This is a genomic window from Streptomyces sp. 351MFTsu5.1, from assembly GCF_000383655.1.
Lineage (GTDB): Bacteria > Actinomycetota > Actinomycetes > Streptomycetales > Streptomycetaceae > Streptomyces > Streptomyces griseorubiginosus.
This window is the reverse complement of sequence record NZ_KB911786.1, coordinates 14,108-26,659: the sequence shown is the minus strand read 5'-3', so window position 1 is coordinate 26,659 and position 12,552 is coordinate 14,108. Positions and strand designations below refer to the sequence as shown.

General features: G+C 72.4%; 14 protein-coding genes. 8 read left to right on the top strand and 6 right to left on the bottom strand.

Going from position 1 to position 12,552, the window contains the following annotated elements:
- Positions 1-6: 6 nt before the first annotated feature.
- Positions 7-594, top strand: coding sequence for a DNA polymerase ligase N-terminal domain-containing protein (locus tag H295_RS0125700; RefSeq protein WP_020138222.1), 588 nt, complete (start codon positions 7-9; stop codon positions 592-594).
- Positions 595-624: 30 nt separating this feature from the next.
- On the opposite strand, the gene H295_RS0125695 is transcribed toward H295_RS0125700, so the two are convergent.
- Positions 625-1,011 carry a VOC family protein gene (locus H295_RS0125695; RefSeq protein ID WP_020138221.1) on the bottom strand — a complete coding sequence of 129 codons (387 nt, stop codon included), beginning with the start codon at positions 1,009-1,011 and terminating at the stop codon, positions 625-627.
- A 134-nt stretch (positions 1,012-1,145) separates the two neighbouring features.
- Between H295_RS0125695 and H295_RS0125690 the strand changes: the two genes are divergently transcribed.
- The gene (locus tag H295_RS0125690; protein WP_020138220.1) at positions 1,146-1,580 is read left to right on the top strand and encodes a cupin domain-containing protein; all 435 of its coding nucleotides are present in this window, start codon (positions 1,146-1,148) and stop codon (positions 1,578-1,580) included.
- Between the two features lie 42 nt (positions 1,581-1,622).
- On the opposite strand, the gene H295_RS0125685 is transcribed toward H295_RS0125690, so the two are convergent.
- From H295_RS0125685 to H295_RS0125670, 4 genes are all read right to left on the bottom strand, one after another.
- Positions 1,623-3,980, bottom strand: a complete 2,358-nt coding sequence (locus H295_RS0125685) for a SpoIIE family protein phosphatase (RefSeq protein ID WP_028809747.1) — start codon at positions 3,978-3,980, stop codon at positions 1,623-1,625.
- 64 nt (positions 3,981-4,044) lie between these two features.
- Positions 4,045-4,512 (bottom strand): peroxiredoxin, encoded by a 468-nt coding sequence (locus H295_RS0125680; protein WP_020138218.1) that lies wholly within the window; start codon positions 4,510-4,512, stop codon positions 4,045-4,047.
- The gene (locus H295_RS0125675) at positions 4,509-4,889 is read right to left on the bottom strand and encodes a MauE/DoxX family redox-associated membrane protein (protein ID WP_020138217.1); all 381 of its coding nucleotides are present in this window, start codon (positions 4,887-4,889) and stop codon (positions 4,509-4,511) included. Before H295_RS0125675 ends, H295_RS0125680 begins: the two co-directional genes overlap by 4 nt.
- A 172-nt stretch (positions 4,890-5,061) precedes the next feature.
- Positions 5,062-5,715: a TetR/AcrR family transcriptional regulator gene (locus tag H295_RS0125670; RefSeq protein WP_043217980.1), complete on the bottom strand. Its 654-nt coding sequence runs from the start codon at positions 5,713-5,715 to the stop codon at positions 5,062-5,064.
- 320 nt (positions 5,716-6,035) lie between these two features.
- On the opposite strand from H295_RS0125670, the gene H295_RS0125665 reads away from it, so the two are divergent.
- The 3 genes from H295_RS0125665 (at position 6,036) to H295_RS0125655 (ending at position 8,597) form a co-directional block, all read left to right on the top strand.
- Positions 6,036-7,520, top strand: a complete 1,485-nt coding sequence (locus tag H295_RS0125665) for an MFS transporter (RefSeq protein WP_020138215.1) — start codon at positions 6,036-6,038, stop codon at positions 7,518-7,520.
- Positions 7,521-7,725: 205 nt separating this feature from the next.
- On the top strand, positions 7,726-7,917 hold the full coding sequence (locus H295_RS0125660) for a hypothetical protein (RefSeq protein WP_106960945.1): 192 nt from the start codon (positions 7,726-7,728) through the stop codon (positions 7,915-7,917).
- Complete coding sequence (locus tag H295_RS0125655; protein WP_020138213.1) at positions 7,914-8,597, top strand: response regulator; 684 nt, start codon at positions 7,914-7,916, stop codon at positions 8,595-8,597. Before H295_RS0125660 ends, H295_RS0125655 begins: the two co-directional genes overlap by 4 nt.
- 4 nt (positions 8,598-8,601) lie before the next feature.
- Here the strand turns inward: H295_RS0125655 and H295_RS0125650 are convergent, their stop codons facing one another.
- Entirely contained in the window at positions 8,602-9,291 is a 690-nt protein-coding gene (locus tag H295_RS0125650) for a TetR/AcrR family transcriptional regulator (protein WP_020138212.1), read from the bottom strand.
- Between the two features lie 113 nt (positions 9,292-9,404).
- On the opposite strand from H295_RS0125650, the gene H295_RS0125645 reads away from it, so the two are divergent.
- The 3 genes from H295_RS0125645 to H295_RS0125635 all read left to right on the top strand — a co-directional run bounded on the left by H295_RS0125645 (position 9,405) and on the right by H295_RS0125635 (position 12,473).
- Positions 9,405-10,154, top strand: a complete 750-nt coding sequence (locus tag H295_RS0125645) for an SDR family oxidoreductase (RefSeq protein WP_020138211.1) — start codon at positions 9,405-9,407, stop codon at positions 10,152-10,154.
- A 461-nt stretch (positions 10,155-10,615) separates the two neighbouring features.
- Positions 10,616-11,596: an ATP-dependent DNA ligase gene (locus H295_RS0125640; protein WP_028809746.1), complete on the top strand. Its 981-nt coding sequence runs from the start codon at positions 10,616-10,618 to the stop codon at positions 11,594-11,596.
- 97 nt (positions 11,597-11,693) lie between these two features.
- On the top strand, positions 11,694-12,473 hold the full coding sequence (locus H295_RS0125635; RefSeq protein ID WP_020138209.1) for an NPP1 family protein: 780 nt from the start codon (positions 11,694-11,696) through the stop codon (positions 12,471-12,473).
- Positions 12,474-12,552 lie beyond the last annotated feature (79 nt).

Here is a 12,552-nt window from a genome sequence, read left to right as displayed (position 1 = left end):
GGGTGCATGAACGAGCGTCTGCGGGACTACCACGGCAAGCGGGACTTCGGCCGGACCGGTGAGCCCGAGGGCCGGGACACGCCTGTCGGTGCTCAGCCGCGGTTCGTCGTGCAGATCCACGACGCGAGCACGATGCACTTCGACTTCCGGCTCCAGGTCGGTGACGTGCTGAAGTCGTGGTCGATTCCCAAGGGCCCCTCCGATCTCCCCAAGGACAAGCGGCTCGCCGTGCCGACGGAGGACCATCCGCTGGAGTACGAGGAGTTCGAGGGCGTGATCCCTGAGGGCGAATACGGCGGGGGCACGGTGATCGTGTGGGACCACGGCACGTACGAGCCCCTCAGCCACGACCGCAGGGGGAACCCCGTCGACTTCGCGCAGTCCCTGGAGCACGGGCACGCCACGTTCCGCCTCCACGGGACGAAGCTGCGGGGCGAGTACGCCCTCACCCGGTTCCGTGAGAACAACTGGCTGCTGGTCCGGACCACCAAGGGCCCGTCCCGCGGCCACGGCACCCCGGACCCCCACCGCGCCCGCTCGGCCCGCACGGGCCGCACCCTCGCCCAGGTCGCGGTGCGGGGCGCGGAGGACTGAGCGGCGGGGCCTGGGAGGAGATGGGGTCTCTTACTCGGCCGGGGCCAGACAGAACTCGTTCCCCTCAGGGTCGGTCAGAACGACATGACCCGCGTGCCGGGCCCGCACGGCCGCGCCGAGCCCGCTGAGACGCTCGATCTCCGCGTCGAGGTCCGCCGCCCGGAGATCCAGGTGCACCCGGTTCTTCATCCGCTTGCCCTCCGGCACCAGCTGGAACCACAGGCGGGGTCCGCCGCCCGCCGGTTCGACCAGGACCGTCGGGTCGTCCTCGGCGCTGTCGATCCCGAGGGAGCGCAGACGGGCGAGTTCCGTCTCGTCGTAGGGCGCGACGGCATGGTCGTCCAGGGCGGCGGCCCAGAAGCGGGCCGTGGCCGCGGGGCGGGTGCAGTCGAAGACGATGTCGTGAAGTCGCGCCATTTCTTCATGCTGACCGTGCCGACGTGCCGTGTCATCCAGGTTTTCGGCCCCAACTCGGCTTTCCTGCCTCTATGTTCGCAACGATGCCCACGACACTTCGTCGCTCACGCGTTCCCAGCCAGGAGGCCTTCCCCATGCGCACAGCGCTCCGTACCGCCCTGACCGGCGCGGTCGTCGCCACCACCGTGCTGGCAGGCGGTTCCGCCCACGCGACCCCTCCCGGCCCGGGAGTGGTCGGCACGCTGATCGCCCAGAAGACCGTGGGCGACACCGACTACGTGCTGAGGGAGATCACCGTGCCGCCGGGTCAGGCCACCGGCTGGCACTACCACGACGGCCCGGTCTACGGGTACGTCAAGCAGGGCACGCTCAGCCACTACCACGCCGACTGCAAGAGCGACGGCGTCTATCCGCAGGGCACGGTCGTGCGCGAGCCGGGCGGGCCGGGCGATGTGCACCTGGGCCGCAACGAGGGCACCACCCCGCTGGTCCTGGAGGTGCTGTACGTGCTGCCGCACGGCTCGCCGTACTCGGAGGACGTGCCGAACCCGGGCTGCTCCTTCCAGTGAGCGGCCCGGTGAGCGGCCCGGAGAGCGGCCTGGACAGGGCGATCAGAAGTCGAGCGGTTCCAGCGACTGCTCGGCCCAGATCGTCTTGCCGCTGCCCGTCTGCCGGCTCCCCCAGCGCTGGGTGAGCTGGGCGACCAGCAGCAGCCCGCGGCCGCCCTCGTCGAAGGCGTGGGCGCGCCGCAGGTGCGGCGAGGTGGAACTGCCGTCGGAGACCTCGCAGATGAGGGTGCGGTCGCGGATCAGCCGCAGCTGGATGGGCGGCGCCCCGTATCGGATGGCGTTGGTGACCAGCTCGCTGACGACGAGTTCGGTCACGAAGGAGGCCCCCTCCAGTCCCCAGGCGGCGAGTTGCTCGATGGCGGCCTGCCGGGTCGCGGCGACGTGCGCCGGGTCCGGTTCGACGTCCCAGGTGGCGACCCGGTCCGCGCCGAGGGCCCGGGTACGGGCCAGCAGCAGGGCCACGTCGTCGCCGGGCTCCTCGGGCAGTACGGCCTTCAGGACGGTGTCGCACAGGTCGTCGAGGGTGTCGGCCTTCGCCGTCAGCGCGCGGCACAGTTCCTCGGTGGCGTGGTCGATGTCGCGGTCCCGGTCCTCGATGAGCCCGTCCGTGTAGAGGGCGACGACGGCGCCCTCGGGCAGTTCGATCTCGGTGGCCTCGAAGGGCAGGCCGCCGACGCCGAGTGGGGGCCCCGCGCTCAGCGGGAGGAGCCTCGTGCTGCCGTCGGGCAGCACGAGGGCGGGCGGCGGGTGGCCGGCGGCAGCGGCGGTCAGGCGGCGCGAGACCGGGTCGTAGACGGCGTAGAGGCAGGTGGCGCCGAGTTCGGCGACCTCGGTGCCCTCGTCGGGGCGGTCGTCGGAGGCGAGGTGGGTGACCAGGTCGTCGAGGTGGGTGAGGAGCTCGTCGGGCGGCAGATCGACGTCGGCGAGGGTGCGCACGGCCGTGCAGAGGCGGCCCATGGTCGCCGAGGACGGGATGCCGTGGCCGACGACGTCACCGACCACGAGGGCGACCCGGCTGCCGGAGAGCGGGATGACGTCGAACCAGTCGCCACCGATGCCGGCCAGCGAGCCGGAGGGCAGATAGCGGTGGGCGACCTCGACCGCCGCCTGACCGGGCAGCCCACGCGGCAGAAGGCTGTTCTGGAGAGCCAGGGCGGTGGTGCGCTCACGGGCGAAGCGGCGGGCGTTGTCGATGCAGACGGCGGCCCGGCTGGCGAGTTCCTCGCCGAGGAGGGCGTCGTCCTCGCCGAAGTCGTCGGGGTGGGCGATGCGGACGGCGACCACCACGCCGAGGGTGGTGCCGCGGGCCTTGAGCGGCACCGCGAGCATGGAGTGGACGCCTTCGCGGAAGGAGCGGCCGGCCGGGGCGCGGGCGTTGCGTTCGGCGACCCAGCGCGTGAATTCGGGTTCGCCGGCCTGGCTGACGGCCGCCCGGCCGTTGCGCAGAGCCTGCGCGGGGGGCGAGGACGCCTGGTAGGTGTCGGCCGCACCGAGGCGGACGGCGGCCTCGGGGGTCCCCTCGTGTCCCGAGCCGTGGGCGACGCGCTGCAGGACGACGTCGCCCTCGAGCACGGTCGGTGGTTCGTCGGCACCGAGCACCCATTCGAGGAGGTCGACGCTGGCGAAGTCGGCGTAGCGGGGCACGAGCAGTTCGACGAGTTCCTCGGCGGTGCGCACCACGTCGAGGGTGGTGCCGATGGCGGTCGCCGCCTCGTTGAGCAGGGCCAGCCGCCGTCGGGCCCAGTACTGGTCGCTGCTGTCGAAAGCGGCCAGGGCGACGCCGGTCACCTCGCCGGAGTCCTCGTCGCGGACCGGCCACATCTCGATGCTCCAGGCGTGCTCCCGGTTGAGGGAGGGGGCACCGGTGAAGCTCTCGTAGCGCACGGGCAGGCCCGTCTCGGCGACCTGCCGCAGATGCGCGTTGAATCCCAGGCTGTGCTCGGCGTCCTCGACGGTCTCCGGGAAACGCCGCCCGAGCAGGGCCTCCTGGGGCATCCCCATCACCCGGCAGGCCACGCCGTTGAGGCGCAGGTAGTGCTGGTCGGTGTCGAACACCGACATGGACATGGACGCCTGCTGGAAGGCCTGTTCGGCGACGGTCGGCTTGCTGGAGGCGGGCGGCCGGGCGGTGAGCACGTACGCGACGGGGGTGCCGTCGGCGCCCGCGACGGGACACGCCTCCACGAAGTGCGTGAGAGAGGAACCGTCGCGGTGTCGCAGGACGACGTTCCCCTTCAGTGCCGCCACGGCGGGCCCCGGCGGAACCTCGGCGAGCAGCTCCCGGGCCGCCCGTCCCACGACCTCCTCGGCCGTGCGCCCCGTCAGCCTCCGAGCGCCCTCGCTCCAGCCCGTCACAACACCTGCGGTATCGATGACCGCCGTAGCGGAGACGTGCTCCATATCGTCCAGGATGGTCCCTTTGCCGGACCGCATCAACCGAAACGGGGCAACCGGGCCCCGTGCGTCACGTCCGGTGGGCGCGCAGGGCTTCGAGGGCGCGGTCGGCGTGGGTGTTCATGCGCAGTTCGCTGCGGACGACCTCCAGGACCGTGCGGTCCTCGGCAATGACGAAGGTGACCCGCTTGGTGGGGGCCATGGAGAAGCCGCGCCTGACGCCGAAGAGCTCGCGCACGGTGCCGTCGGTGTCGGAGAGCAGGGGCATGCCGAGGGAGTGCTGCCCGGCGAACTCCTGCTGGCGTTCGACGGTGTCGCCGCTGATGCCGACCGGGCGGGCGCCGACCGCGGCGAACTCCGCGGCGAGGTCGCGGAAGTGGCAGGCCTCCGCGGTGCAGCCGGCGGTCAGGGCGGCGGGGTAGAAGAACAGGACGACCGGGCCGTCGGCGAGCAGCTCGGAGAGCTTGCGGCCGGTGCCGGTCTCGTCGGGGAGCTCGAAGTCCTCGACGGTGTCCCCGGTCTCGATCGTCCTGCTCATGCCTGGTCCTTCCCGTTCTCGGCGATGCTGCGCGCCCACAGCACGAGCGGTATCTGGAGCGGCAGCCGTCCGATGGCCGCGGCCTTCTGGCGTGCGGGGCGGTGGCGCCAGTCGACGGCCATCTTGACGTTGGCGGGGAACACGCCGACGAAGAAGGCGGCGGTGGCCAGGGCTGCCGTACGCCGGGTCTTCGGCAGCGCAAGACCGGCGGCGAGCGCGAGCTCCACGGCACCGCTGGCGTAGGTCCAGGTGCGGGGCTCGCCGGGCAGGGCCCGCGGGATGGTCGCGTCGAAGGAACGCGGGGTGGCGAAGTGGGCGACGCCGGCGGTGGCCAGCAGTCCGGCGAGCAGCAGGGGCGAACGTGGGGACCGGGACACGGTTCCTCCTTCGGGGGGCTGCCGCGCACATTACTGGACGGTACGGAGGCCTCCGGCGGCGGGCTGTGAGGTACGCCGGGTTCGCTTGTCGGGCGGGTGCGGGTCCGTCGTGGCTGGTCGCGCAGTTCCCCGCGCCCCCAGGGGGTGGCAGGACCCGGCGGACGTAAGGGCCCTAGCGTCCTGTCGGCGTGACGGGAGCCGTCCACATGGCGACCACGGCGTCGGCGAGACCGGTGGCCGCGTCGTGCCAGCTGGCGCGCGGGGTCGGGGTGTTCTCCGCGAGGGCCCGTTCGCGGTCGGCCGACATGTGCACGATCAGATGGCGGGCCATCTCACCGCGCTCGGCGCGCACGTCGGCGGGCAGTTCGGGCAGACAGCGGTTCAGCCCCTCGACGATCTTCCGCAGCGACGGCGAGGTCATGGACTCCTCGACCATGATCTGCTGGAGCACCGGGTCGGTCATGACCTGGGCGCAGAACCGGGCGAACCAGGTGGGGCTGCCCAGCGCGGCCAGGTGTTCGGGCACGGGCCGGACCAGGCAGTCCACCCAGTCGCGTACGTCGGTGGAGTCGCCCGCCTCGGCCAGCAGCCGCGCGCGGATCTCCTCGATGCGGACGTGGTGCTTGCGGGCGATCGCCCGGACCACGTCGGCCTTGGTGCCGAAGTGGTAGCCGACCGCGGTGTTGTTGCCCTGTCCCGCCGCCTCGCTGACCTGACGGTTGGAGACCGCGAGCACACCGCGCTCGGCGAAGAGGCGCTCCGCGGCGGTCAGGATCAGCTCCCTGGTGGCGCTGACCTGCTCCTTGCGTGCCGTCCTGCCCGCCATGCCCACCACCGCACCGGGACTTCGTTGACCCCTCCGACGGCCAGTCCCTCGAGCCGCCCGACGCCCGCCGGCGGTGCGACGGTCTCCAGTGCGGGAAGCCTACGCAACCGCACATCGGGGCGAGGCGCAGGCACCGGGGCAGACCTGGGCCGACTCCGGCGCACCGGCCGACCTCGGCGACCTGCCGGCATCGCCGAACCCGCCCCGAGACCGCCGTACGACCCGTCCGGTCGGGGCCAGTAAGGTAAGTCGACGTAAGTCAAGCACCTGACTTAATTTAGCCCCGGCGCCCCGCCGTCCCGCCCCCATGGAGGCCTTTGATGACAGACGCTCCCGCCAGCCCCGCCGACGCGGGTGCCGTTTCCCCGCCGCGGCCGGGCGCCGTGGTGGCGGTGCTGGCCTTCGCCGGAATCGTCGTCTCGCTGATGCAGACCCTGGTGATCCCGATCGTCCCGGAGCTGCCGAAGCTGCTTGACGCGCCCGCCTCGGACACCGCGTGGGCGGTCACGGCGACGCTGCTCGCCGCCGCCGTGGCCACCCCGGTGGTCGGCCGGCTCGGCGACATGTTCGGCAAGCGCCGGATGCTGCTGGTCAGCGTGGTGATGCTGGTCGCCGGCTCGGTGGTCTGCGGACTCAGCGACGCCCTGGTCCCGATGATCGTCGGCCGTGCCCTCCAGGGGCTGTCCTCCGGTGTCATCCCGCTCGGCATCAGCATCATGCGCGACGAACTGCCCGCCGACCGCCTGGCCGGCGCCACCGCGCTGATGAGCGCCTCCCTGGGTGTCGGCGGCGCCCTGGGTCTGCCGACCGCCGCGCTGATCGCGGACAACTTCGACTGGCACGTCCTGTTCTGGGCGTCGGCCGCCATGGGCGCGGTAGCCCTCGTCCTGGTCCTGGCGTTCGTGCCGGAGTCCCGGGTGCGCACCGGCGGCCGCTTCGACGCGGTCGGCGCGGTCGGCATGGCCGCGGGACTGGTCTCACTGCTGCTGGCCATCTCCAAGGGCGCCGACTGGGGCTGGACCAGCGGCACCACGCTCGGCCTGTTCGCCGCGGCCGTGCTCATCCTGCTGGCCTGGGGCTTCTTCGAGCTGCGCACCGCCCAGCCACTGGTCGACCTGCGCACCACCGCCCGCCGTCAGGTGCTCTTCACCAACCTCGCCTCGATCGCGATCGGCTTCTCGATGTTCGCGATGTCGCTGGTCCTGCCGCAGCTGCTCCAGCTGCCTACGCAGACGGGCTACGGCCTCGGCAAGTCGCTGCTGACCGCCGGTCTGGTGATGGCCCCGTCCGGACTGGTGATGATGGCCCTGGCCCCGGTCTCGGCGGCGGTCTCCAAGTCCAAGGGCCCGAAGGTGACGCTGATGATCGGCGCGCTGATCGTGGCCGCGGGCTACGGGCTCAACATCGTGCTGATGTCCGAGGTCTGGCACCTGGTGATGGTCTCGTGCGTGATCGGGGCGGGCATCGGCTTCACGTACGGCTCGATGCCCGCGCTCATCATGGGCGCCGTGCCCGCCTCGGAGACGGCGGCCGCGAACAGCCTCAACACCCTCATGCGGTCCATCGGTACGTCGACGGCGAGCGCCATCGCCGGTGTGGTCCTGGCACAGATGACAATCGATCTCGGCGGCTACGCCCTGCCGTCCGAGAACGGTTTCAAGACCGTCATGGCGATCGGCGCCGGAGCCGCGCTCCTCGCCTTCGCCATCGCGTCGTTCATCCCCCGCCCGCGCGTCGCGGCGCCGGCGGCGTCCGCCGCACCGGCCGCGGAGGAGACCTCGGCGGGAGCCCCCTCCGGCAGCTGACACGTATCCCCCTGGTGGCCGCCGCCCGACGGCCACCGGCTGTCGCCGGTGCATGTCGTGCAGAGGGCACGGGTCCTGCCCAGGGAGGAGACGCACCCCGGCGCGTACTGCGTTCTCAGTAGCCGTGACGGTCGGCGGAGGTACGACGACGGGGCGGCCGGGACCAGGAAGAATGGAGCCGTTCCAGGACACGAGCGGAGAGCCGATGAGCATGCCCCTGCGGCACTACGCCGACGATCATGTCCGTACGGTCGTCGCCGCGGCGACCGGGCTGCGGCTGCCCGCGTCACCACAGGACGGCGAGGGCGAACCCGGCCCCGATCGGCCCGACGTGGCGGGACAGCCCGGGCTCCCCCTGCTCCCCACCGCCCCGGAACGCCAGGAACGGACACCATGACCATCCGCGTGCTGCTCGCCGACGACCAGGCCCTGCTGCGGGCCACCTTCCGGATCCTCATCGACTCGTGCGAGGACCTGGAGGTGGTCGCGGAGGCGCCCGACGGTGCCGCGGCCCTGGACCTCGCACGCGTCCACCGTCCCGACGTGATCCTCATGGACATCCGGATGCCGGGGACCGACGGTCTGGCCGCCACGTCCGCGATCTGCGCGGATCCCGAGCTCTCCGGCACCCGGGTGCTGATCCTGACCACGTTCGAGATCGACGAGTACGTGGCCCAGGCACTGCGGGCCGGGGCGAGCGGCTTCCTGGGCAAGGACGTCACCGCCGAGGACCTGCTCGCCGGGATCCGGACCGTGGCGGCCGGCGACTCCCTGCTCTCCCCCGGCGCCACCCGCACCCTGATCACCCGTTTCCTGTCGGCCCCGGGCCTGGGCACCCGGCTCGCGGCCGCCGACGACCTGACCGGCCTCACCACCCGGGAACGCGAGGTGATGGCGTGGGTCGCCGAGGGGCACTCCAACGAGGAGATCGCGGCGAAGCTCTTCGTCAGCCCTCTGACGGTCCGCACCCACGTCCATCGCGCGATGACCAAACTGGGCGCACGGGACCGCGCCCAGCTCGTGGTGATGGCCTACCAGTCGGGTCTGGTGCAGGCCCTGCCGTCCGAGGAGCGCTGACCGCTCACCTGTCGGACAGCTTCTCCAGCCACTGCTGGAGAAGGGCCGTCTCCGCCACGGTGAGCGTCGGCGGCAGCTCGGCCCGGAGCCTCGCGGCCAGGGTGGCGGCCGCGACGGACACCTGACGCCCCTCGTCCCGTACGGCGGTGCCGGCGGGCCGGGTCACCGAGTCCAGCACCGCGTCGCGCAGCCGCTCCGCGAACTTCCCGTCGGTGTACTGCTCGGGTCTGGTCAGCATCGACAGTGCGGCCCCGACATTGGCCGACATGATCATGCGGGTGGCCAGCGCGGGCGGCACCGTCAGCCGCCCCTCGGCCGCGCAGCGCTCCAGGATGCCGTGGAGCAGGTCATGGGCCTCCTGGGCGGCGGCCGGGGGCGCGGTGAGCTCGGGCGAGTACATCAGGCGGTAGTGGCTGGGGTGCTCCAGCGCGAACCGCATGTGGTTGTCCCAGCCGTCCTTGAGGTCCTCGACGGGATCCTCGCTCGGCCGCGCCGCGCGTTTGGACGCGAGGTACTGCTCGAAGCCCCGGTCGACCACGGCGGCCAGCAGACCGGCCTTGTCGCCGAAGAGCCGGTAGAGCATCGGCGCCCCGACCCCGGCCCGCTCGCACACGGCCCGCGTGGAGACATCGGCGGCCGACGCACCGGCCAGCAGCTCGGTGGCCGCTTCCAGGATCTTTTCCCTCGCATCCATGCCCCTACCGTACGCCATTCGTAGCGTCGATACGAATGAGCGGTTACCGTCGCTACGAATCCATGTTATCGTCGATACGAATCGTTCGTAGCAACGCTAACCAAGGATGGGTCATGACCACTCACACCGGGACGGACCAGCGCGTCGCCATCGTGACCGGCGGATCGCGCGGCATCGGGCGGCAGATCGCCCAGCGGCTGGCGGCCGACGGATTCGCGGTCGTCGTCGGGTACGCGGGGAACAAGGAGGCGGCCGACGAGGCCGTGCGTGCCATCGAGGAGACCGGCGGCACCGCGTACGCCGCCCGCGCGGACGTCGCCGACGAGACCGCGGTCGCCGCCCTGTTCGACCTGGCGGAGGCCACCTACGGCGGTGTCGACGCGGTGGTGCACTCCGCGGGCCGGATGCCCCTGTCCCCGATCGCGGACCTCGACCTCGCCGAACTCGACGCGCTGTACCGCACCAACATCCGGGGCACCTTCGTCGTCGACCAGCAGGCCGCGCGCCGGCTGCGTCCGGGCGGGGCGCTCGTCAACCTCTCCAGCTCGGTCGTCGGCCTCGCCTTCCCCGGCTACGGCGCCTACGCGGCCAGCAAGGGCGCGGTCGAGGCCGTGACCCTGATCCTCGCGCGTGAACTGCGCGGCCGCGACGTCACCGTCAACGCCGTGGCCCCCGGCCCGACCGCGACCGACCTCTTCCTCGACGGCAAGGACGAGGAGACCGTCGCCCGCCTCGCGTCCCAGCCCCCGCTGGAGCGGCTGGGCACACCCCAGGACATAGCCAACGTCGTGTCGTTCCTGACCAGCCCGGCCGGCCACTGGGTCAACGGCCAGGTGCTGCGGGCCAACGGGGGGATCGTCTGACCGGCCAGGGGCCACGCCGCCCTGCAGGCCGGGGCCACGCGGCCCGGACTGGCGGGAGCCACGGCGCCCTGCCGGCCGCATCCACGCCGCCCTGACAGGTCGGGGGGCCAGGCCGCCCTGCCGAGATCTTCAAGCCGCCGACCACCCAGCCGCGGGAGCGCAGGCTGATGCGGCTGCGGATCCCGGACGACAACCTGGTCAGCCTGTACCGGGGGCCTGACGGCGCGTCCGGACACCGCGCTCACCGCGCCTCCGCCGCTCGCCTCGCGCCCCACGCCACTACGTCCGCCACGCCCGCCACGCCCGCCACGCCCGCCACACGGTGCCCCTCCCTCCGCCACCCCTACACACGCCGCCCCCCTCCAGCGCTCGCCGCGAAGAGCGCCCCCCGGCCGCGCCCGTTCAGGGGAACCCCGCGCCCGGGGCGCGTGGGGGCCGGTGGTCGTGTCGACATCTCACCCGTGACCCTCCCGTTGATCGCGCCCATGCTGGCCACACCAGGAACCCTGCCGTCCGCCGCGCAGGACGCCCGGTGGGCCTACGAGACCAAACAGGACGGCCAGCGGGTCGTGGTGTACCTCGCCGGAGACGGCAGCGCGGTGCTGCGGGCCCGGTCCGGGGAGGAGATCACCGGCGCCTACCCCGAGCTCGCGCCGCTGGGCGGTGCCCTCGGTCCCACCCCGGCGGTGCTCGACGGGGAGATCCTGGCCCTGGACGAACAGGGGCGTGCGGACTTCCAGTTGCTCCAGCAGCGGATGGGGCTCGCCCACGCACCGGGCCGGGCAGCGCGCCGGGCGGCCGAGGCCCCTGTGCATCTCGTGCTGTTCGACCTGATGCACCTCGGCCGGAGTTCGCTGCTGGCCCTGCCCTACACACAGCGGCGGGCGCGGCTGGAGGAGCTGGAGCTCGCCGGGCCCCGCTGGTCGACGCCCGCCGCCCTCGTCGGCCATGGCGAGCAGGCCCTGCGTGCCACGCGGGAGCACGGACTGGAGGGCCTGGTCTGCAAGCGGCTGGACTCGGTGTACGAGCCCGGGGTGCGCTCCCGGGCCTGGATCAAGATCCGCAACATGCGCAGCGAGGACGTTCTGGTGGGTGGCTGGCTGCCGGGCAAGGGGCGGCTCACCGGACTGCCGGGCGCGGTGCTGGTGGGTCAGCGGGCGCAGGGGCGGCTGCGGTTCGTGGGCTCCGTGGGCACCGGCTGGAGCGCGACGGAGCGCAGCGAACTCGCCGCGCTGCTGGCGGCCGCGGCGACGGACGTGTGCCCCTTCGATCCCGTCCCGCCGGCTCCCGGCGCCCGCTGGGTGCTGCCCCGACTGGTCGGCGAGGTGCGCTACAGCACCCGCACGAGAGCCGGGCTGCTGCGTCAGCCGTCCTGGCTGCGGCTGCGTCCCGATCTCGCCCCGGAGGACTCCGCCGCCGATCTGCCGGAGCCACCCACGTGACACCTCCCCCCTCTTGGCGTGGACATGGAAAGCCGGGAAGCTGAACTCCCCAGTACCCCACAGCCGTTGGGCTGCGCCCGGACACGAGGAGGACGCAGTGTCGTCACCGTCGTTCAAGAAGCACCGCACGAGATGGCTCACCGGCCTGGCCGGCGCCGCGGCCCTCGTGGCGGCCTTCCCCTCCGTCGCCTTCGCCGCTCCGCCGAAGGCACTGCCCGCCAACGCCGAGAGCGCCGAGTTCACCTACCAGCCGGCCTTCGACTACGACACCGACGGCTGCTACTCGACACCCGCCATCGGCCCCGACGGCACGATCAACGGCGGTCTGAAGCCGACCGGTTCACTCAGCGGCGACTGCCATGACGCCTCGGACCTGGACAACACCAACACGTACTCGCGCTACAAGTGCAACAACGGCTGGTGCGCCTACCTGTACGGCCTGTACTTCGAGAAGGACCAGGCGCTGGCGAACACCAGCATCGGCGGGCACCGCAACGACTGGGAGCACGTCGTGATCTGGACGCAGAACGGCACGGTCCAGTACGTGTCGACGTCCAACCACGGCTCGTTCACGGTGACCGCGGCCTCCGGCGTCCGTTTCGAGGGCACGCACGCGAAGATCGTATACCACAAGGACGGCATCAGCACGCACTGCTTCCGGCTGGCCAACTCCAACGACGAGCCGCCGGAGAACGCCAAGGGCACGTGGCAGTACCCGCCGCTGGTCGGCTGGAACGGCTACCCGTCCACGGCTCTCCGCGACAAGCTCAGCGCCTACGACTTCGGCAGCGCCAACTTCGGCCTGAAGGACGCCAACTTCGCCGCCCACCTGACGTCGGCGAAGCCGTCGGGAATCCCCTTCGACCCCAACGCGTGAGCCGGCGAGGCCGTTCGAACCCCCGCCGGGCCCCGTAGGACCGACGTCGGGCGCGGGACCTAGGACCCCGGCACCGCCG